20 protein-coding genes are annotated in these 19,345 nt (G+C 73.6%); 14 read left to right on the top strand and 6 right to left on the bottom strand.

Going from position 1 to position 19,345, the window contains the following annotated elements:
- Window positions 1-35: 35 nt before the first annotated feature.
- The 4 genes from FHX45_RS25730 to FHX45_RS25715 all read right to left on the bottom strand — a co-directional run bounded on the left by FHX45_RS25730 (window position 36) and on the right by FHX45_RS25715 (window position 5,903).
- Window positions 36-1,316 (bottom strand): SidA/IucD/PvdA family monooxygenase, encoded by a 1,281-nt coding sequence (locus FHX45_RS25730; protein ID WP_167107101.1) that lies wholly within the window; start codon window positions 1,314-1,316, stop codon window positions 36-38.
- Entirely contained in the window at window positions 1,313-2,731 is a 1,419-nt protein-coding gene (locus FHX45_RS25725) for a pyridoxal phosphate-dependent decarboxylase family protein (RefSeq protein ID WP_167109463.1), read from the bottom strand. The genes FHX45_RS25730 and FHX45_RS25725 overlap by 4 nt, the downstream gene beginning before the upstream one ends.
- 152 nt (window positions 2,732-2,883) lie before the next feature.
- The gene (locus tag FHX45_RS25720) at window positions 2,884-3,840 is read right to left on the bottom strand and encodes an LLM class F420-dependent oxidoreductase (protein WP_167107098.1); all 957 of its coding nucleotides are present in this window, start codon (window positions 3,838-3,840) and stop codon (window positions 2,884-2,886) included.
- A complete protein-coding gene (locus tag FHX45_RS25715; RefSeq protein WP_208407744.1) occupies window positions 3,837-5,903 on the bottom strand; it encodes a S9 family peptidase in 2,067 nt (688 codons plus the stop codon). The genes FHX45_RS25720 and FHX45_RS25715 overlap by 4 nt, the downstream gene beginning before the upstream one ends.
- Before the next feature lie 129 nt (window positions 5,904-6,032).
- Here FHX45_RS25715 and FHX45_RS25710 point away from each other — a divergent pair, with 129 nt between their 5' ends.
- The 9 genes from FHX45_RS25710 (at window position 6,033) to FHX45_RS28655 (ending at window position 11,628) form a co-directional block, all read left to right on the top strand.
- Complete coding sequence (locus FHX45_RS25710) at window positions 6,033-6,380, top strand: VOC family protein (RefSeq protein ID WP_167107092.1); 348 nt, start codon at window positions 6,033-6,035, stop codon at window positions 6,378-6,380.
- 11 nt (window positions 6,381-6,391) lie between these two features.
- Entirely contained in the window at window positions 6,392-6,739 is a 348-nt protein-coding gene (locus tag FHX45_RS25705) for an ArsR/SmtB family transcription factor (RefSeq protein ID WP_167107089.1), read from the top strand.
- On the top strand, window positions 6,736-7,218 hold the full coding sequence (locus FHX45_RS25700) for an SRPBCC domain-containing protein (protein ID WP_167107085.1): 483 nt from the start codon (window positions 6,736-6,738) through the stop codon (window positions 7,216-7,218). The genes FHX45_RS25705 and FHX45_RS25700 overlap by 4 nt, the downstream gene beginning before the upstream one ends.
- Entirely contained in the window at window positions 7,215-7,487 is a 273-nt protein-coding gene (locus tag FHX45_RS25695; protein WP_167107082.1) for a YciI family protein, read from the top strand. The genes FHX45_RS25700 and FHX45_RS25695 overlap by 4 nt, the downstream gene beginning before the upstream one ends.
- 33 nt (window positions 7,488-7,520) lie before the next feature.
- Window positions 7,521-7,817 (top strand): type II toxin-antitoxin system Phd/YefM family antitoxin, encoded by a 297-nt coding sequence (locus tag FHX45_RS25690; protein ID WP_167107079.1) that lies wholly within the window; start codon window positions 7,521-7,523, stop codon window positions 7,815-7,817.
- Entirely contained in the window at window positions 7,814-8,236 is a 423-nt protein-coding gene (locus FHX45_RS25685) for a PIN domain-containing protein (RefSeq protein WP_167107076.1), read from the top strand. Before FHX45_RS25690 ends, FHX45_RS25685 begins: the two co-directional genes overlap by 4 nt.
- A 75-nt stretch (window positions 8,237-8,311) precedes the next feature.
- On the top strand, window positions 8,312-9,517 hold the full coding sequence (gene rocD / locus FHX45_RS25680) for an ornithine--oxo-acid transaminase (RefSeq protein WP_167107073.1): 1,206 nt from the start codon (window positions 8,312-8,314) through the stop codon (window positions 9,515-9,517).
- A 99-nt stretch (window positions 9,518-9,616) separates the two neighbouring features.
- Complete coding sequence (locus FHX45_RS25675; RefSeq protein ID WP_167107070.1) at window positions 9,617-10,996, top strand: DUF2252 domain-containing protein; 1,380 nt, start codon at window positions 9,617-9,619, stop codon at window positions 10,994-10,996.
- Window positions 10,993-11,628: a phosphatase PAP2 family protein gene (locus tag FHX45_RS28655; protein ID WP_341771614.1), complete on the top strand. Its 636-nt coding sequence runs from the start codon at window positions 10,993-10,995 to the stop codon at window positions 11,626-11,628. Before FHX45_RS25675 ends, FHX45_RS28655 begins: the two co-directional genes overlap by 4 nt.
- Here FHX45_RS28655 and zapE read toward each other — a convergent pair.
- Window positions 11,531-12,559 carry a cell division protein ZapE gene (zapE, locus tag FHX45_RS25665; RefSeq protein WP_167107067.1) on the bottom strand — a complete coding sequence of 343 codons (1,029 nt, stop codon included), beginning with the start codon at window positions 12,557-12,559 and terminating at the stop codon, window positions 11,531-11,533. The genes FHX45_RS28655 and zapE overlap by 98 nt on opposite strands.
- 55 nt (window positions 12,560-12,614) lie before the next feature.
- Here zapE and FHX45_RS25660 point away from each other — a divergent pair, with 55 nt between their 5' ends.
- The 4 genes from FHX45_RS25660 to FHX45_RS25645 all read left to right on the top strand — a co-directional run bounded on the left by FHX45_RS25660 (window position 12,615) and on the right by FHX45_RS25645 (window position 17,386).
- Window positions 12,615-13,370, top strand: a complete 756-nt coding sequence (locus tag FHX45_RS25660; RefSeq protein ID WP_208406127.1) for a pyrimidine reductase family protein — start codon at window positions 12,615-12,617, stop codon at window positions 13,368-13,370.
- A gap of 9 nt (window positions 13,371-13,379) precedes the next feature.
- A complete protein-coding gene (locus FHX45_RS25655; protein WP_167107063.1) occupies window positions 13,380-14,453 on the top strand; it encodes an ATP-dependent DNA ligase in 1,074 nt (357 codons plus the stop codon).
- A gap of 67 nt (window positions 14,454-14,520) precedes the next feature.
- The gene (locus tag FHX45_RS25650) at window positions 14,521-16,047 is read left to right on the top strand and encodes an alpha/beta hydrolase (RefSeq protein WP_341771613.1); all 1,527 of its coding nucleotides are present in this window, start codon (window positions 14,521-14,523) and stop codon (window positions 16,045-16,047) included.
- Window positions 16,048-16,120: 73 nt separating this feature from the next.
- A complete protein-coding gene (locus FHX45_RS25645; protein ID WP_341771612.1) occupies window positions 16,121-17,386 on the top strand; it encodes a glycosyltransferase 87 family protein in 1,266 nt (421 codons plus the stop codon).
- On the opposite strand, the gene FHX45_RS25640 is transcribed toward FHX45_RS25645, so the two are convergent.
- Entirely contained in the window at window positions 17,344-18,336 is a 993-nt protein-coding gene (locus FHX45_RS25640; RefSeq protein WP_341771662.1) for an MsnO8 family LLM class oxidoreductase, read from the bottom strand. The genes FHX45_RS25645 and FHX45_RS25640 overlap by 43 nt on opposite strands.
- 239 nt (window positions 18,337-18,575) lie before the next feature.
- Between FHX45_RS25640 and FHX45_RS25635 the strand changes: the two genes are divergently transcribed.
- On the top strand, window positions 18,576-19,304 hold the full coding sequence (locus FHX45_RS25635; protein ID WP_167107057.1) for a VTT domain-containing protein: 729 nt from the start codon (window positions 18,576-18,578) through the stop codon (window positions 19,302-19,304).
- Window positions 19,305-19,345 lie beyond the last annotated feature (41 nt).

Here is a 19,345-nt window from a genome sequence, read left to right as displayed (position 1 = left end):
GCCGGCCGCGCGCCACGCCTGAGCAGGTTCCACGCTCACTCCTCCAAGCCGAACCGGGTGAACGCCGTGCGCGACGGCAGCCGGTAGACGGTGCGGTCGCAGACCGCGTTGACGATCGAGGCGGCCCGCCAGGCGGCCAGGCCGAGGTCCGGCGCGCCCACGCCGTGCGTGTGCCGCTCGGCGTTCTGCACGAAGATCGCGCCACCGATTTCCGGCGCGAGCCGCAACCGGTAGTCGTGCTCGACGACCGGACGGCCGCGGCCGTCGCGGGCGACCGCGTCCGCCAGCGGCCCGAGCAGCCCGTCGAGGGGCCGCTCGCGGTAGCCGGTGGCGGCGACCACCGCGTCGGTCACCCAGGTCGCGGTGCTGCCCTGCTGCCGGTGGCGCAGGCCGAGCGCGATCCGCTCGCCGTCCCGCGCCGCGGACACGACCTCCACGCCCGGCGTGAGGGTGACTCCCGGCCATCCGCCGCCGACGGTGCGGCGGTACAGCTCGTCGTGGATGTCGGCGATCGTGGCGTCGTCGATGCCCTTGTACAGCTGCCATTGCGCGGGCAGCAGCCGGTCGCGCTGGGCCTCCGGCAGCCGGTGGAAGAACCGCGTGTAGTCCGGCGTGAACTGCTCCAGCCCGAGCTTGGAGTACTCCATGGGCGCGAACGAGACCGTGCGCGTCACCCACCGCAGGCCCGCCGGCTGTTTGCGGTGCCGCAGCAGGTCCAGGAACACCTCGGCGCCGGACTGGCCGGAACCGACGACCGTGACCGCGGGCAGCGCGAGCAGCCGTTCGCGTTCGGCGAGGTAGTCCGCCGAGTGGATCACCGGGACGCCGGGGGCTGCGGCGAGGTCGCGCAGCGGTTCCGGCATCCAGGGTCCGGTGCCGATGCCGAGCACGACGTGGCGCGCGCTGAGTTCACCGGCCGTGGAGTGCAGCCGGAACGTCCCGCCCCGCCACTCGATCGCGTTGATCTCGACGCCGAACCGGCAGCTGTCCAGCCGCTCGCTGACCCACCGGCAGTAGTCGTCGTATTCGGCACGCGGGACGTGGAACCGCTCGGCGAAGTAGAACGGGAAGAGCCGGTCCCGCTCGCGCAGGTAGTTCAGGAAGGACAGTTCGCTCGTCGGGTCGGCTAGGGACACCAGGTCGGCGAGGAAAGGCACCTGCAGCGTCGTCCCGTCCAGCAGCAGGCCGGGGTGCCAGCGGAACTGCGTGCTGCGCTCGTACAGCGCGACCGTGAGGTCCGCGACCGGTGCGGCGAGCGCGGCCAGCGACAGGTTGGCCGGGCCGATCCCGACCCCGGCCAGATCGACCGGGTTCACCGCAGCACCACGCTTCCGGCCGGCTCGGCGGCCAGCTCCGCCGCCGTCGCGACCACCGACTCCAGCACCGGCCGGTAGTCCTCGGCGCTCGCCCCCGGGTGCAGCAGGGTCAGCTTGAGCCACACGCCGCCGGGCATCGTGGCGCGGCCGACGACGGCGGTCCCAGCCTCCAGCAGGGTCCGCCGCACGCGCGTGACCAGCTCGTCGTCCGCGCCGGCAGGCCGGAACAGCACGGTGGACAGCGTCGGCGCGCCCCACAGCCGCAGCGCGGGGTGCGCCTCGATCATCGCGGCGACGCCGGCCGCGGTGGTGCAGCAGTGCTCGACCAGCGCGCCCATGCCCTCGATGCCCAGTGCCCGCAGGGTGACGGCCATCCGGAACGCGTCCGGACGGCGGGACGTGCGGAGGGAGCGGCCGAGCAGGTCCGGCAGCCCGGCTTCGGTGTCGTCGTCGGCGTTGAGGTACTCGGCGCGCACCGACAGCGCCGCGAGGTCGGCGGTCTCGCGCACCGCGAGCAGCCCCGCGGAGATGGGCTGCCAGCCGAACTTGTGGGCGTCGAGCGCGACCGAATCGGCCTCCGCCAGCCCGTCCAGCAGGGGCTTCAGCTTCGCGCTGCACAGCGCGAGCCCGCCGTAGGAGGCATCGACGTGCAGGCGGGCGCCGTGGCGGCGGCACACCTGGGCGAGGTCGCGCAGCGGGTCGATCGCGCCCGTGTCCGTGGTGCCCGCGGTCGCGACCACCACCGCGCGGCCCCGCAGGTCGCGCAGGGCGTCCGCGAGGGCGTCGGGCCGCATGCACTCGCCGTCGCCGTCGAGAAGGACCGGCGCGGGCAGCCCGAGCAGCCACGCCGCCCGCGCCACGCTGTGGTGGGCGTTGCGCCCGCACACCGGCCGGACGTCCGGGTCCTGTTCGCGGGCGAGCAGCAGCCCGAGCAGGTTCGACTCGGTGCCGCCGGTGGTGACGACCGCGTCCGGCGCGGACGCGTCCGGGTAGCAGAGCCGGGCGACGAGCGCCGTCAGTTCGCGTTCGATCTCGCTCGCCACCGGCGCCTGGTCCCACGAGTCCATCGACGGGTTCAGCGCGCTCGCCACGACGTCGGCGGCCACCGCGACGGCGAGGGGCGGGCAGTGCAGGTGCGCCGCGCACGCCGGGTCCGCGGGATCGACCGAGCCGGCGGCCAGGAGCCGGGACAGCTCGGTAAGCGCTTGCGCCGCGCCGACCCCGGTGGCCCCGGCCAGGGGTCGCGCCCCGGTCAGCGCCGCCAGCCCGGCCGCCACGGCGGCCGGGCCGCCCGCCGGGGCCGCTCCGCCGCGCTCGGCGGTTCCCGCGGCCAGCCCGTCGAGGACCAACGGGATCAGCTCGGCCAGCCGCCGGTGCCCCTCCGGGCCGCCGGCCAGCGCGACGCTTTCCGGCATCGTCTCGCCCACTCACCACTCCTTAGGTATGCCTACGCTAAGCCACGATACGGACACGCTGCGCGCGGGCACACCCCGGGCGGGCACGTTCCTCCCACAGTGCCCGCCAACCAGTGCCCGCCGGCGGAGCGAAGGTCATGCCGCCAACGGGGTCATCCCCGGTCCGGGGCGAGCGCCTCGACCTGCCGCACCGGGTCCTCGCCGGTGGGCAGCAGCGCGATCACCGGGGTGGTCAGCCCGTTGTCCACATAGGACTGCACTTTTTCCCGGCACTCCGCGGGGCTGCCGTGCACGATCAGGTCGTCGACCACCTCGTCCGGGATGACCTCGTTCGCCCGCTTCCGGTCGCCCGCGCGCCACGCCTCGTGCATCGGCGCGAGCGCCTCGCCGCGGCCGAGCCACTCGTGGAACGCGGCGTACACCGGCACGGTCAGGTAGCTGCTGATCATCATCCGGCCGAGCCCGCGCGCCGCATCGCGATCGGTGGTAGGACAGACGAAGATCCGGGCCGCCAGTTCGGTGTCCGGCCCGACCTCGGCCCGCACCTGCCGCACATCCGACGGCGAGAGCCAGTTCGTGATGGCGCCGTCGGCCTCGGTGGCGGCCAGCTTCAGCATCCCCGGGCGCAGCGCGGCGAGCATGATCGGCGGCGCCGGTTCCGGTGCCCGTTCCAGCCGGAACCTGCTCACCGAGAAGGTCTCGTACTCCGCCGTCACCTTCTCCCCCGCCAGCACCGCACGCAGGAACCGCAGGGTGTCGCGGGTGCGGGCGAACGGCTTGGCGAACTCGGTGGCGTTCCAGTTCTGCACGATGACCGGTGAGGAGGCGCCGATGCCGAGCACGAACCGGCCGGGCGCGGCCTCGGCCACCGTCGCCGCGGACATCGCCAGCAGGCCGGGTCCGCGCGTGTACACCGGGACGATCGCCGTGCCCAGCCGCAGCTCCGGCGCCCACTGCGCGGCCAGCAGCAGCGGCGAGAACGCGTCCGTGCCGGCGGTTTCGGCCGACCACGCGTCGGTGTAGCCGAGCGCGGGCAGCCGCTCGATCAGCTCACGGTGCGCGGTCAGCGGCACCCCGGTCAGCGGAATGGTGATACCCCAGCGCTTCATCGCGCAGCAGCCTCCAGCTCTCGTTTGATCCAGTCGACCTGGACCCGCATCAGGTTCTCCGCGACCTCTTCGGCCTGCGGGGTCATGTGCGTGGCACCGACCAGCGGCAGGAACACGTGCGGCCGGCCGGCGGCCAGCAGCGCCGAGGACAGCCGCAGCGCGTGCGCGACGAACACGTTGTCGTCGGCCAGACCGTGCACGATCAGCAGCGCGCGGCGCAGGCCCGGCGCGTCCGCGATCAGCGAGTTGCGCTCGTAGCAGTCCGCGTCCTGCTCCGGCAGCCCCAGGTAGCGCTCGGTGTAGTGGGTGTCGTAGAGGGACCAGTCGGTGACCGGGGCACCCGCGACCGCCGCGTGGAAGACGTCCGGGCGGCGCAGCACGGCCAGTGCCGACAGGTAACCGCCGTAGGACCAGCCGCGGATGGCCACCCGGGACAGGTCGAGCTCGGGGTGCTCGGCGGCCACCGCGTGCAGCGCGTCCACCTGGTCGGCGAGCGTGACCTCGGCCAGGTCGCGTGCGATCTCCTTCTCCCACGCCGGCCCGCGGCCCGGGGTACCGCGGCCGTCCGCGACCAGGACCGCGAAGCCCTGGTCGGCCAGCCACTGCGAGGTGAGGAACGCGTTGCGGCTCTGCAGCACACGCTGGGCGTGCGGCCCGCCGTAGGGGTCGAGCAGGACCGGGAGCTTGCCGTCCCCGGGCCGGTACCCGGTGGGCAGCAGCAGCGCGGCACGCAGCCCGCGCTCGCCCACGGTGAGCCACCGCGGGTCGGGCGCCAGGCCGGGATCGGCCGGGTGGGACCGCACCTGCGCGAGCGGGCGGCCGTTGCGCAGCACCGTGACCTCCGGGCCGCTGCGGCGCAGGCTCCACGACGACAGCACGGTGATGTCGGCGGTGCCCGCGCCGACGTGCACACCGTCGCCGTCGGACAGGCGGGTCACGCCGTCCGGGCCGGTGCGGTAGACGTGGATCTGCGTCGGGTCCTCCGCCGAGGCGCTGAACAGCACCTCCGCGCCGACGTGCAGCACCGAGCGGACCTGCAGACCGGGCTCGGTCACCGGGTCGCCGTCGATCACCAGGCGGTAGCTGCCGTCGGCCGCGCTGACGTGCACCAGCCGTCCGTCCGCGGTCCACGCCGGCACGCCCGGGACGATCTCGACCCAGTGCGGGTCGGTCTCGGTGTGCAGCAGCTTCGTGGAGCCGTCCGCCGGGTCCACCGCGTGGATCGCGAGTTCGCGCTGGTCCCGGGGCTGCACCGCGATCAGCGGCGGACCGCCGGCCGACCAGTGCACCGCGACCAGGTACTCCCAGTCGCCGCGCTCGACGTCCACGCGGGTGCCGTCGAGGCCGAGGAAGGACAGCGAGACGTCGACGTTCGTGGTGCCGGCCGCAGGGTAGGCGACGGTGGTCGCGCCCGCCTCCGGGTGCGCGGGGTCGGAGATCGTCCAGCGCGGCACGTTCGCCCGGTCGGTGCGCTCGGCCAGCAGGGTGGTGCCCTCCGGCGACCACCAGTAGCCGCGGGCGCGGCCGAGCTCCTCGGCGGCGATGAACTCCGCGAGCCCCCAGGCGATTTCGTCGCCGCCGTCGCCGTTCTCGCCCGCGATCACGGTGTCCTCGCCCGTGGCGAGGTCGACGACCCGCAGCGCGCGGTCCCGGACGTAGGCGACGCGTGTGCCGGTCGGGTCGGGACGGGGGTCGACGACCGCGCCGCCGACCAGTTCCCGCACCTCGCGCGTGTCCAGATCGACGGTGTAGAGCTTGCCGGACAGCGAGAACGCGGCCACGCGGAACTCGTCGTCGGCGGCGTAGCCGACCACGCCGCCCGCGCTCTCCCGCATCCGTTCGCGGCGCGCGCGCTCCTCGGGGGGCAGCTCCTCCTCCCCGGGCAGCAGCTCGGCGGCATCCACGATCTTGGTCTCGGTGCCCTCGGTCAGGTCCAGTTCCCACAGGCTGTTGCGCCGGTCGGTGCCGGATTCCGACCGCAGGAACAGCAGCCGGCCCCCGTCCGGGGCGACGCGGAACTCGCGCGGGGTGCCCAGGGTGAAGCGCTGGGTGCGGGCCTGCATGCGCAGGAAGGAGTGCTCGTCGGTCACGCCTCGCACTCTGTCAAACCGCGGCCCGTCTTGGCGAGCGATGGTTGACTTCTTCCGTCACCGCGAACTAACGTTAGTAGACACTGACAGAAGGGAGCGGTCATGGGTCAGCAGGTGGCGTTCTTCGAAGTGATCAGCGCGAACGCGGAACGGGCCCGCACGTTCTACGCCGAGCTGTTCGACTGGCAGGTCAGCGCCGATCCCGCGATGGGCGGCTACGCGCTCGTCGACACGGGCGGGGGCATCGGCGGCGGCATCGGGCCGTCGTCGGCACCCGGCGACACCGGAGTCAAGATCTACCTGCGGGTCGACGACCTCGACGCGTACCTGGACCGGGCGGAGCAGCTGGGCGGGAAGCGGCTGGTGCCGCCGACCGACCTGCCCGGCGACTTCGGGCGGTTCGCGATCTTCACCGACCCGGACGGCAACCAGGTCGGACTCTGGGCGTAGGAGCGGGCACGATGGAGGACGAGCGGACGGACGAGGCGCTGCGGGCACTCGCGGAGCCGAGACGGCGGGCGATCCTCCGGCTGGTCGCGCACGACGAGCTGGCCGCCGGTGAGATCGCGGAGTCGTTCGACGTGAGCCGCACGGCGGTCAGCCAGCACCTCACCGTCCTGAAGAACGCGGGCCTGCTCGACGAGCGCCGCGACGGCACGCGCCGGCTCTACCGGGCGCGGCCGGACGGGCTCGCCGGCCTGCGGCGCTTCCTCGACGACATGTGGGCCTCATCCCTCGACACGGCCCGGCGGCTGGTCGAAGCTGAGCGGGGGATCGGCGACAACGACACGGCGAGAGGATCGGCATGACCGGGATCCTGAGCCGCCCGCCGGTGCGGCAGGCGACCCTCGTGCGCAGCGACGCCGCGCACACCTTCGACACGTTCGTCCGGACGATCGGCGTGTGGTGGCCGGTCGAGCCGTTCTCCCGCGGCCGCGAGCGGGTGCGGGACGTGACCTTCGAACGCCGGCCCGGCGGCCGGGTCTACGAGACCTGGGACGACGGCACCGAGCACGACTGGGGCGAGGTGCTGGCGTGGGAGCCACCCGAGCGGTTCACCATGACCTGGCTGGTCACCCCGGCGCCGACCGAGGTGGAGCTGACCTTCCGCGCGCTCGGGCCGGCGCTGACCCGGGTCGCGGTCGAGCACCGCGGCTGGGAGGCCCTGGACGACGACCAGCTCCGCGCGGCCTGCGCCCTCGACGGTGGTTACGCCGGCGGCGCGTTCACCGAGGGCTGGGCCCGCATCCTCGGCCGGTTCGCGGCGGAAGCGGCGGGTGCGGCATGAAGTACCTGCTGTTCTACGAGTCCGCCGACAACGTCGTGGAACGCGGCGCCCCGCACCTGGCCGGCCACTCCGCGCGGCTGCGCGAGTTCCACGCCCGCGGTGACCTGCTGCTCGTCGGCCCGCTCGAGAACCCGCAGGAGAACGGGGCGCTCAGCGTGTTCCGGACACGGGAGGCCGCGGAGGAGTTCGCCGGCGGTGATCCCTTCGTGCGCCACGGGGTGGTGAAGAACTGGTACGTCCGCGCGTGGGACGAGATCCTGACGCCGTGAGAAGTGGCCACAAAATTGTGTTAACATTCTGGTATGACGGCGCTGGACGGCCACAGCGTGGGGCTGCGCGAGCTGCGGCACCACACGAGTGAAGTTCTCGCGCGGGTCCGGCACGGTGAGACGGTCGACATCACCGAATACGGCAAGCTGATCGCCCGCATCGTGCCGGTCGAGGAGCGCGAGACACCACCGGCCCTGGCGCGGTTGCTCGCCGCCGGCCGCGCACGGCCCGCCACCCGGCCCGGGTACCGTCCGCGCATGCGTGCGGGTGACGGCACCGACCGGCTCGGGGACACCCTCCGCGAGCTCCGCGACGAGGAACGCTGGTGAGCCTGTATTACGTCGACACGTCCGCGGCCGTCAAACTCCTCGCCGAGGAAACCCACTCGAAGGATTTCGCCGCGTTCTACGACGAGCGGCCGACCGCCTCCTGGGTCAGCTCGAGCCTGCTACGGGTCGAGCTGACCCGCGCGGTCGTGCGGCGATGGCCCGCCCTGCTGCCCGAGGCCCGGGAACTGCTGACGGCCTTCGACTACATCGGAATGGACGAGGAGATCGTCGAGGCGGCCGTCGCCGAGCCGGACCGGGCGCTGCGCTCGCTGGACGCGATCCACCTCGCCACCGCCCGGCTGCTCGCCCACGAACTGGACGGCATCGTCACCTATGACGACCGCCTGGCAGACGCCGCGACCGACGCGGGCCTGCCCGTCGTCGCTCCGGGCGCAACGAACCACCGGTATCGCGGGTAACTGCGCAACGATCAGCGTGTCCCAGCAACGATCAACGGATGATCCCCGCCTCCAGCTGCCCTTAACCTGAATGGCATGACGACCTCCGCGGCCGAGTTCATCGCGCTCGACGAGCGCTGGAGCACGCACAATTACCACCCGCTGCCCGTCGTGATCGCCGAGGCCGAGGGCGCCTGGGTGACCGATGTCGAGGGCCGCCGCTACCTGGACTTCCTGTCCGCCTACTCCGCGCTGAACTTCGGGCACCGCCATCCGGCGCTGATCGCCGCAGCGCAGGAGCAGCTGGGGCGGGTCACGCTGACCTCGCGCGCGTTCCACCACGACCAGCTGGGGTTGTTCTGCCGCGAGCTGGCCGAGCTGACCGGCACGGAGATGGTGCTGCCGATGAATTCCGGGGCGGAGGCGGTGGAGTCCGCGCTGAAGATCGCCCGCAAGTGGGCCTACCAGGTCAAGGGCGTGCCCGACGGCCGGGCGGAGATCGTGGTCGCCGGATCGAACTTCCACGGGCGCACCACCACGATCATCTCGTTCTCCACCGACGAGACCGCCCGGGCCGGGTTCGGGCCCTACACGCCGGGGTTCACCGTGGTGAAGTACGGCGACGCGGCGGCGTTGCGGGACGCGATCACCGAGCGCACCGCCGCGGTCCTGCTCGAACCGGTTCAGGGCGAGGCCGGGGTGCTGGTGCCACCGGAGGGCTACCTGGCGGAGGCGCGCCGGCTGTGCGACGAGGCCGGCGTGCTGCTGATCGCCGACGAGATCCAGTCCGGCCTGGCCCGCACCGGCGCGCTGCTGGCGCTGGAGCACGCCGGTGTGCGGGCCGACCTGTACACGCTGGGCAAGGCGCTGGGCGGCGGCATCGTGCCGCTGTCCGCGGTGGTGGGACGCCGCGAGGTGCTGGGGGTCCTCAAGCCCGGCGAGCACGGGTCCACGTTCGGCGGGAACCCGCTGGCCTGCGCGGTCGGCCGCGCGGTGATCAGGCTGCTGTCGACCGGCGAGTTCCAGCAGCGGTCCGCCGAGCTCGGGGCGCGGATGCACGCCCGGCTCGGCGAACTGGTCGGCCACGGCCTGGCCGAGGTGCGCGGACGCGGCCTGTGGGCCGGCATCGACATCACCCCGGGCGGCCTGAGCGGCCGCGAGGCGTGCGCGGCGCTCGCCGGGAAGGGCCTGCTGGCCAAGGAAACCCACGGCGCCACCCTGCGCCTGGCCCCGCCGCTGACGATCGCGGAGGCGGACCTCGACCACGGCCTGGACATCCTCGCCGACGTCCTGACCCGCTGACCACCTCGCACCGGGGCATGCCATCGCCCGGTGGGCCCAGAAACCTCCGGCACCCGACGTACGTTGTGCAGACTGTGCGGACGGCGGGAGGAGGCGGGGATGGAACGGGCCCTGGTGCCGGGTGAGGTGAGCGACCCGGCGGAACTCCACGCGCGCGGACGCGAACTGGCCGCGCGCATCCCGCCGGCGGTGCACGACCACGACGCCCGCGGCACGCTCCGGCCGCGGGTGGCCGAGTTCGTCGAGGCCGGCAACGCAGGACGCCTCGACCAGCTGATCCCGCTGCGGATCGGCCGCATGATCGCGTCCCCGTTCGCGTTCTTCCGCGGTGCGGCCGGGTTGATGGCCGCCGACCTCGCCGGAACACCGCACAGCGGGCTTTCCGCCCAGATCTGCGGCGACGCGCACGCCGCGAACTTCGGCCTCTACGGCACGCCGGACGGGCGGATCGTGATGGACGTCAACGACTTCGACGAAACCGTGCGCGGCCCGTGGGAGTGGGACCTCAAGCGCCTCGCCGCCAGCCTGGTCCTGGCCGGGCGCGCGGGTGGCGTGTCCGAAAAGGACTGCCAGGACGCGGCCGAGGACTCGGTGAAGTCCTACCGGCGCGTCGTGCGCCGGCTCGGTACCGCACCGTTCCTGCGGTCGTGGACCGCGCTCGGCGACGAGGACGCCTTGTCCGACCTGCGGGCCGAGGACCTCGCCGACGAGTTCGGGGCGGCCGCGGAGAAGGCGCGCCGCAACACCAGCGCCCGCGTCGCCGCCCGGTGGACCGAGCGCATCGACGACCATAGCGCCGGCCTGAGCCGGCACCGCTTCCTCGAGGACCCGCCCCTGCTGCGGCGAGTCGACGAGGTCACTGCCGACGCCGTCGCCGACGGGCTGATGTCCTATGTGCACACCCTGCGTGAATCGCGGCGCAACCTGATCGCCCGTTACCGGATCGCCGATGTCGCCTTCCGGGTGGTCGGCACCGGCAGCGCCGGGTTCCGCAGCTACCTGGTGCTGCTGCACGGCAACACCGACGAGGACCTGGTGCTGCAGGTCAAGGAGGCCCGGCCGTCGGCGCTGACGCCCTACCTGCCGGAGCACCGCACCGAGCACGAGGGACAACGCATCGTGCACGGCACGCGCCTGGTGCAGACCGAGTCCGACATCCTGCTCGGCTGGACGACCGTCGAGGGACGGCCCTTCATCGTGCGGCAGTTCCGCAACTACAAGGGTTCCCTGGATCCGACCGAGCTGAGCGGCGCGGACCTCGACGACTACGGCCGCCTCGCCGGTGCCCTGCTCGCCCGCGCGCACCTCCGGTCGGTCCACCCGCGGCTGCTGGCCGGCTACCTCGACGGCGACGACCGGCTCGACGAGGCGATCGGCCGGTTCGCGGTGCGGTACGCCGACCAGACCGAGTCCGACCACGCCGAGCTGGTCAGAGCGGTCGAGACGGGCCGCTTCCCGGCGGCGCGGGGTGACCGGTGAGGTGGGGCGTGGCCGCGGTGTGCGCCGTGGTCACGGTCGCCGTCGGGATCCCGGTCGCCGGGGACACCACCGCCGGTGGCATCGACACGCGGATCACGGCGTGGCTCTACGGCGGCGTGATCGGTCAGCCCGCGCTGCTGCACCTGTTCGTGCTGCCCACCGAACCGGTGGTGCTGCTGCCGCTGCTCGGGATCGTCGTGCTCGCCTGCGCGCTCGGCCACCGCTGGGACGGCGTGGCCCTGGCGGTCACCGGTGTCGCGGTGCCGATCGCGCTCAACACATGGGTGCTCAAGCCGCTGTTCGACCGGACGAAGGCCGGCGACCTCGCCTATCCCAGCGGGCACACCGTCAGCCTGGCCGCCACCCTCACCGTGCTCGTGCTGCTCGCCCGCCGCGGGGCGGCCACCGCGATCACCGCCTCGATCAGCGGCGTCGTGCTGGTCGTCGCCGGTGTCGGGCTCGTCGGGCTCGGCTACCACTACCCCACCGACGTGCTGGGCGGCGCGTGCTTCGCCGTCGCCGCGGTGCTCGCGCTCAGCTCACCGACGCGGCGTCTCGCGCGAGTGCCGTCAGACGGCTCACCGCCCGCAGGTACTTCTTCCGGTAGCCCCCCTGCAGCATCTCCTCGGTGAACAGCGCCGCGAGCGACTCGCCGGAGACGACCACCGGGATGGCCCGGTCGTAGAGCCGGTCGGCGAAGGCGACCAGCCGCAGCGCGACGTTCTGGTCCGGCGCCGGCCGCACCCCGCGGACGTGCACGACGGACACGCCGTCGACGAGACGGCCGTAGCGGGACGGGTGCAGCGTCGCCAGGTGGGCGCACAGCGCGTCGAAGTCGTCCAGCGTCGCACCCTCACGGGTCTCCGCGGACGTCAGCAGGGTCTGCTCGTCGACCGGCGGCGGCGCCTCGGGCAGCCCGCGGTGCCGGTAGTCCGGCCCGTCCACCCGCACCACGGAGAACCGCGACGACAGCGACTGGATCTCGCGCAGGAAGTCCTCGGCCGCGAACCGGCCCTCGCCCAGCTTGTCCGGCAAGGTGTTCGAGGTCGCCGCCACGTGTACCCCCGCGTCGGTCAGCTCCCGCAGCAGCCGGGTGACCAGCATCGTGTCACCCGGGTCGTCCAGCTCGAACTCATCGATCGCGAGCAGCCGGTGCTCCGACAACCGCCGCACCGCCTCGCCGAAACCGAGCGCGCCGACCAGGTGGGTCAGCTCGACGAACGTGCCGTAGGCCTTGGGTGAGGGCGCGTCGTGCCAGGTGGAGGCGAGCAGGTGGGTCTTGCCCACACCGAACCCGCCGTCGAGGTAGAGGCCGAGGCTCGCCGGATCGGGCGCCGATCCCCCGCCGAACAGCGCCCGCAGCTTCGACTTCTTCGGGGCTGCCGCGCCGATGCGCGCCGCGAACGTCGAGCAGTCCCGCACGGCCTGCGCCTGACTCGGCTCGTCCGGGTTCGGCACGTAGGTGGCGAACCGCACGGCGTCGAAGCGCGGCGGCGGCACCAGGGCGGCGATCAGCTCGTCCGCCCCCAGCTCGGGACGCCGGTCGGTGAGGTGCGCGGGCATCCGCCCAGGGTATCGGGAGCCCGGCGGCGAGCCGGTGCCGTCCGGCCGTGATGTGATGGAGATCGTGCGCAGCGTGTGGCCCGACCTCCTCGACGACCTCTCCGACGACGACCTGGAACGGATCTACGGATACCCGCAGGCCCTCGACGGGCCCTGGGTGCAGGCCAACTTCACCTCCTCCGCCGACGGCGCCTCGACGCTGGAGGGCCGGTCCGAGGGCCTGTCCGGCCCGGCGGACAAGCGGATCTTCTTCCTCGGCCGTCTGCTGGCCGACGTCGTGCTGGCCGGCGCCGGCACCGTCCGCGCGGAGAACTACCGCGGTGTCCGCACCAGCCCGCAACGCCGGGCGCGCCGGGCACGGCTCGGCCTCGCCGAGGTGCCGCCGATCGCGGTGGTCACCGGCAGCGCCCGCCTCGATCCGGCGGCGCCGCTGTTCACCGACACGACCGTGCCGCCGATCGTGATCACCACCGAGCACGCCCCGGCCGAGCGGCGGGCGGCGCTGGCGGACGCGGGCGCCGAGATCCTCCTCGCCGGGGTGGAGACCATCGACCTGCGCAGCGCGCTCGCGCAGCTGGCGGGCCGCGGCCTGAAACGGATCAACTGCGAGGGCGGGCCGCACCTGTTCGGCGAGCTGGTCGCCGAGGACCTGGTCGACCAGCTGTGCCTGACGGTGGCGCCGTTGCTGGCCGGCGGGGGCGCGGACCGCATCGCGATCGGGCGGATGGCGAGCGGGGCCCGCGCGATGGATCTGGCATCGGTGCTGGTCGAGGACGGTTTCGCGATGCTGCGGTACCGCCGCCGCGGTTAGGGTGGGCCCATGCTGCCGCTGACCCCGCCGATCCAGCCGATGCTGGCGAAACCGGCGAAGGCGATCCCGGACTCCGACGAGCTGCTGTTCGAACCGAAGTGGGACGGCTTCCGCTGCCTCGTCTTCCGCGACGGTGACGAGCTGACGTTGCAGTCGCGGGCCGGCAAGCCGTTGAACCGGTACTTCCCGGAGGTGCTGTCGCGGCTGCCGCCGCTGCTGCCGGACCGGGTGGTGCTCGACGGTGAGCTGGTCGTCGGCCGCGCCGGCCACCTCGACTTCGACGCACTGACCCAGCGCATCCACCCCGCCGAGTCGCGCATCCGGCTGCTCGCCGGGCAGACTCCGGCCACGTTCGTCGCGTTCGACCTGCTCGCGCTCGGCGACGAGCTGTTCCTCGGCGAGCCGACCGGGGCGCGGCGGGCCCGGCTGGCGGAGCTGGCGGGAGGCGGCCTGAACATCACGCCGGCCACCACCGACCCGGCCACAGCGCGGCACTGGTTCGAGCTGTTCGAGGGCGCCGGGCTGGACGGGGTGATCGGCAAACCGCTGGACGCCGGGTACGAGCCGGGCAAACGGATCATGATCAAGTACAAGCACTCGCGCACCGCCGACTGCGTGGTGGCCGGGCTGCGCTGGCACAAGGACTCCACCCCCGGCGAGGCGGTCGGGTCGCTGCTGCTCGGCCTGCACGACGAGCACGGCGTGCTGCACCACGTCGGGGTCGTCGGCTCGTTCCCGGTGACGCGGCGCCGGGAGCTGGCCGGGGAACTCGCGGACCTGATCACCGACGGGCCGCCGCACCCGTGGCTGGACGGCACCGTCGAGGGGCAGCGCCTGCCGGGCGGCATCACGCGGTGGCGGGCCACCGAGCAGCCGTGGGTGCCGCTGCGACCGGAGCGGGTCGTCGAGGTCGCCTACGAGCACACCGAGGGCGGCTACCCGTCGCGGTTCCGGCACACCGCGCAGTTCGTGCGCTGGCGCCCGGACCGCGACCCGGCCTCGTGCGACTACGCCCAGCTCGACGAGCCGGCCCGCTACGACCTCGACGCGGTCTTCCACGGCGAGGTGAAGCGCACCCGCTGACTCCGGGCACACGGGGGTCGTGCGAACCTCGGAGCGGACAAGCACCGCAGCGGAAAGAGGAAACGTCGTGCCACGCCGGGGTCTCGTGGGTCTCGTGGTCGCCGTACTGTCGACGGCCCTCGTCGCCGGGTGCACGGCGGGACCGTCGAAGCGGCCACCGGTGGTGGAGAACGACGAACCGGTCTCCTCCGCGCCGTCGAGTTCCGCCGCGGCCGTGCCGTTGCCGCCCCTGACCGAACCACGCTCGCCGACGCTGGACTGGGCCGACTGCGACCAGCAGACCCGTGGCCGCCTAGGCTCCGCGGCACCGGGCTACCTGCGGTTCAGCTGCGGCACGGTGCTGTCCACGTTGGACACACCGGCGCTGCCGGGCCGGATCCAGACGCGGGTGTCCGTGCTCAGGGCGGGCGACGGCCCGATCCCCCTGGTGGTGGTCAACGACGTCGGCGGCCAGGCCGGCACCCTCTACGCGGCTCGCCTCGCGTCGACGCTGCCGCCCGCGCTGCTGCAGCGGTTCTCGCTGATCGGCGTGGACCGGCGCGGCACGGGTGAATCCGACCCGTTGTCCTGCGTGCCCGACGACACCCGCGGCCAGCTGCTCGACGCCGACCCCGCCGGCCACGACCTGGAACCCCTGCTGGACGCCGCGCGCAAGGCCGGGCAGCAGTGCGCCATCGACCTCGGCGGGGCGCAGCAGGCGTTCGACAGCTGGCGCACCGCGGGCGACCTCGAGGAGATCCGCGGCGAGCTGGGGGTGCCGAAACTGCACGCGCTCGGCCACGGCGAGGGCTCGCAGGTCCTCCTCTCGTACGCGGCCCGGTTCCCGGACCGGGTCGGGCGGTTCGTGCTGGACGGCGTGCCGGACCCGTCCGGCGACACGGCGACCGTGCTCGGCGACCTGGCCGCCGCGCAGCAGGCGGCGCTGGACACCTACGGCCGGGCCGTCGGGCAGGACGCGACGGCGACGGTCACCGCGGTGCTGGACCGGTTGCGCACCGCACCCCAGGTCACCTCGGGTGGTGCCATGTTCGGCCCGGGCCTCGCGCTGCGGGCCGTGGTCGCCGGCCTCGCCGACCGGACCCGCTGGAACGAGCTGGCCCGGGCGCTGGACGCCGCCCGCACCGGCGACATCCGCGCACTGGCGGAGTTCGTCGCGCCGGCACTCAACGGCTCCGACGTCGCACCCTCCAACCTGGACGGAACGCTGGCGACCGAATGCAACGACACGATCGCGCGGGTGCCCGCCGACCGGATCGCCGGGCTGACCGACCAGCTGCGCGGCCGTTACCCGCTCTTCGGCGGGCTCGTGACGCAACCGCTGGCCTGGTGCCTGCCGTGGCCGGCGCGCACCGAACCGCTGCCCACGCCGGGTACTTCGGGAATCCCGCCGATCTTGGTCGCCAGCACCCTGGTCGATCCGGTCACGCCGGAGATCGGCACGGTGCGCGCGGCCCAGCAGATCCCGGGCGCGGTGCGGGTCGCGTGGCAGGGCGCCGGGCACGGCGCGCTGACCTCGCCGTGCGCGGCGGAAGCGGTGCGGGCGTTCCTCGCCGACGGCAAGGTCCCCGCCGATGGCACCCTCTGCCCGGCCTGAGGGCAGGCAGAGCGCACGCGGCCCGTTAGGCTTGTCCACCATGCGCCCGGACCAGCAAGCACTGGGAGTGACAGTGCCCTCATCGACCGTCGAGACGGCGGCCGCGTGGCCGGCACCGCGGGACGGCGGCCGGCGACCGGTGCCCTGGGCGGTCTTCTGGCCGGTGCTGGTGCTGGGCGGGGTGTCCGGTTTCTGGTACGTGCGCGAGGTGCTGGCCAACCTGCCCGCGCTGCTGCACCTGCTCGACCTGGGCGTCTACCAGATCGCGGGTCAGCGGGTGCTGCACGGCGTGTCCGTCTACGACACGCCTCTGCTGGGCCACGTCCGCGGCGTGTGGGAGTTCGTCTACACCCCGTTCGCGGCGCTGCTGTTCGTGCCGCTCGCCCCGCTGACCGGTGCCGGCTTCCGCTGGGTGGGCGCGCTCGCTGACTACGCGATGCTGGTCGTCGGCGTGTGGGCGGCGCTGTCGCTGCTGCGGTTGCGGCGCGACGTGCGGCTGGTGCTGTTCAGCCTGCCGGTCGCGGCGGTGCTGATGTGGTGCGAGCCGGTGCGCGAGACGATGGCGTTCGGTCAGGTCAACATCCTGCTGATGACGCTGGTGCTGCTCGACGTGGCGCTGCCCGACTCGTCGAAGGTCAAGGGCGCGCTGATCGGGATCGCCACCGGGATCAAGCTGACGCCCGCGTTCTTCGTGCTGTACCTGCTGGTCACGCGCCGCTACCGGGCCGCGGCGGTCGCGGGCGGGGCGTTCGCGGCGACCGTCGCGATCGGGTTCGCCGTCCTGCGGCACGACTCGGTGACCTTCTGGTCCGGCGCGTTCGCCGACCCGGCCCGGGTGGGGGTGCCGGAGAACCCGTCGAACGAGTCGCTGCGCGGGTTCTTCGCGCGCACGACCGGCCTCGCCGGGGGCATGCAGATCGGCTGGCTGCTGGCCGCCGTGGTGACGGCGGTGGTGTGCCTGCTTCTGGTGCGCCGCCTGTCCGCGCGGGGCGAGGAGCTGGCCGCGGTGACGCTGTGCGGGCTTGCGATGACGGCCGTCTCCCCGTACAGCTGGGTGCACCACTGGGTGTGGCTGGCGATGCTGCTGATCTGGCTGGCCGATCGCGCCTTCCGCGGCTCCGTGCCGGCCTGGGTCGCGCTGGTCGGCGCCCTCCTCGTGACCTCCGGCGGGGTGCTGCCGCTCGCCGGGCTGCGGGAGAACTCGGTGCTCGAGCTCACCGCGGCCGGGGTGCGGTGGCTGTGCCAGAACGCCTACCTCTGGCTGACGTTCGGGGTGTTTCTCGCGGTCGCGCTCGGTTACCGCGCGGCCGCCAGGACCGATTCGGCCAGCAGCCGGTAGGAGGCGAGCATCTCGGCACGGTCGTAGGTGCTGGTCGTCACCAGGATCTCGTCGGCTCCGGTGCGGGCCACGAGCGCGTCCAGCTTCCGGGCCACGTCCCGGGGCGTGCCGGCGAGGTGCCCCTGCCGGGCCTCGTCGAAGAACGTGCGTTCGCGGCCGGTCATCGTCCGGGTGAGGACCTCGCCCGCGGGCCGCAGCGGCGGGAAGACGCCGTGCGTGCGGGACCAGGCCGCCGACCACGCTTCCGGTACGAGGAGCCGCTCCGCCGCCTCCGCCGTCTCCGCGACGGCCACGGTCGCCGAGACCACCACGTACGGCGCCGGGCAGCGCGCCGACGGCACGAACCCGTCGCGGTAGCGGCCGATGGCCTCCAGCATGGCCGCCTCGCCGCGGACCGCGCCGATCACCAGGGGCAGGCCGAGTTCGGCGGCGAGGTCCGCGCCGGCACCGGTGGCGAGCAGGAAAGCCGGTACCGGTGCGCCTTCGGCGGGGTAGGCGTGCACGCCCGGGTGCTCGCGCTGGGTGCCGTCGAGGTAGCCGAGCAGCAGCCGCACCTGCTCACCGAAGCGGTCGGCGTCGTCCTTGCCGTGGCCGAGGGCGCGCCGCACCCCGCCGGTGAACCCGACCGACCGGCCCAGGCCCATGTCGATCCGACCGGGGTGCAGCGCCTCGAGCACCCCGAACTGTTCGGCCACGACGAGCGGCTGGTGGTTGGGCAGCATCACGCCACCGGTGCCCACGCGGATGCGGGAGGTGGCGGCGGCGACGGCCGCGGCCAGGACGGTGGGCGCGGATCCGGCCACCCCCGGCACGCTGTGGTGCTCGGACACCCAGAACCGGTGGTATCCCAGCTCCTCCGCCTGCCGGGCGAAGGCCACGGTCTCCCGCAGCGCGGCGGCGTGCGTGCCCCCTTCGCGGGTGCGGGACCGGTCGAGCACGGACAGCTTCACGGCCTTCACGGCAAGGTCAACACCCCGGCGGCCGCCGGTGTTCCCACCGCTCGCGGCAACGGATCCGCCACCGCGAGCTGGTGGTCGACGACCTGCCGCTTCGCGACCCCCGCGCCGGGAAGCACTCTTGTCCGGAGTGGACACCCGCAGGGTCCGTGTCCCGGCCCGGTACTCGACCGCGCCGCCACCGGATCACGGCGGTGCCGGAGCGCTTCCGCGTGTGCCCTACCGTGGAGGCCGTGTCCCGTCGCCGAAAACTGATCATCGCGGTCGTCCTGTTCGCGGGTGCGGTCCTCGCGGCGTTCACGCTTCCCGTGCCGAGCCCCGCGGAGCTGCGCGACTGGGCCGCCGGCGCCGGGCCGGTCACCGCACTGGTGTTCCTCGCCGCCTATGCGGTACTCACCGTCGCCCCGATTCCGCGCACCGTGTTCAACCTCGCGGCCGGGCTGCTGCTGGGCGACGCGCTCGGCATCGTGGTGGCCCTCACCGCGACGGCGATCTCCGGCGCGCTCGGGTTCGGCCTCGCCCGCTGGGCCGGCCGGGACCTGGTGTCCCGTCACCTGGAACGGAAAGCGGTGCGCGCGGTCGACGAACGGCTCGCCGGTGGCGGGGTGCTCGCGGTGACGTCACTGCGGCTGATCCCGGTGATTCCCTTCGCACCGCTGGGATACTGCTGCGGCATCCTGTCGGTCGGATTCCGGCCGTATCTGGTCGGTACCGTTCTCGGCAGCCTGCCGGGCACCGTCGCGGTGGTGGTGCTGGGCGACGCGCTCACCGGCGGTACGCCGCCGGCGCTGGTCGCCTGCTACGGTGCCTTCGCGCTCGCCGGTGCCGTCGGCCTCGTGCGAATCGCTCGCGGGACAGCTTACGACGGGCGGATCGGGCAGCCCGCTACACTCGACCCGGTGCGCGAGGAGATCGTTCGCGCGGAGCCAGGCCAGCACATGCGGAGAGTTTCCGAGGAGTAGTCCCATCGACACCGGTCAGCTGATCGCAGGGCACTATCGCC

This window comes from Amycolatopsis granulosa, from assembly GCF_011758745.1.
Classification (GTDB): domain Bacteria; phylum Actinomycetota; class Actinomycetes; order Mycobacteriales; family Pseudonocardiaceae; genus Amycolatopsis_E; species Amycolatopsis_E granulosa.
Note: the sequence above shows the minus strand (reverse complement) of the source record. Positions and strands in the feature narration are given on the sequence as shown.

Coding starts and splice junctions, on each gene's coding strand:
- rocD (WP_167107073.1), top strand. CDS start 8,312: ATGACGACCTCCGCGGCCGAGTTCATCGCGCTCGACGAGCGCTGGAGC.
- zapE (WP_167107067.1), bottom strand. CDS start 12,559: ATGCCCGCGCACCTCACCGACCGGCGTCCCGAGCTGGGGGCGGACGAG.
- FHX45_RS25720 (WP_167107098.1), bottom strand. CDS start 3,840: ATGAAGCGCTGGGGTATCACCATTCCGCTGACCGGGGTGCCGCTGACC.
- FHX45_RS25715 (WP_208407744.1), bottom strand. CDS start 5,903: ATGCAGGCCCGCACCCAGCGCTTCACCCTGGGCACCCCGCGCGAGTTC.
- FHX45_RS25660 (WP_208406127.1), top strand. CDS start 12,615: ATGGAGATCGTGCGCAGCGTGTGGCCCGACCTCCTCGACGACCTCTCC.
- FHX45_RS25710 (WP_167107092.1), top strand. CDS start 6,033: ATGGGTCAGCAGGTGGCGTTCTTCGAAGTGATCAGCGCGAACGCGGAA.
- FHX45_RS25705 (WP_167107089.1), top strand. CDS start 6,392: ATGGAGGACGAGCGGACGGACGAGGCGCTGCGGGCACTCGCGGAGCCG.
- FHX45_RS25675 (WP_167107070.1), top strand. CDS start 9,617: ATGGAACGGGCCCTGGTGCCGGGTGAGGTGAGCGACCCGGCGGAACTC.
- FHX45_RS25690 (WP_167107079.1), top strand. CDS start 7,521: ATGACGGCGCTGGACGGCCACAGCGTGGGGCTGCGCGAGCTGCGGCAC.
- FHX45_RS25695 (WP_167107082.1), top strand. CDS start 7,215: ATGAAGTACCTGCTGTTCTACGAGTCCGCCGACAACGTCGTGGAACGC.
- FHX45_RS25725 (WP_167109463.1), bottom strand. CDS start 2,731: ATGCCGGAAAGCGTCGCGCTGGCCGGCGGCCCGGAGGGGCACCGGCGG.
- FHX45_RS25655 (WP_167107063.1), top strand. CDS start 13,380: ATGCTGCCGCTGACCCCGCCGATCCAGCCGATGCTGGCGAAACCGGCG.
- FHX45_RS25700 (WP_167107085.1), top strand. CDS start 6,736: ATGACCGGGATCCTGAGCCGCCCGCCGGTGCGGCAGGCGACCCTCGTG.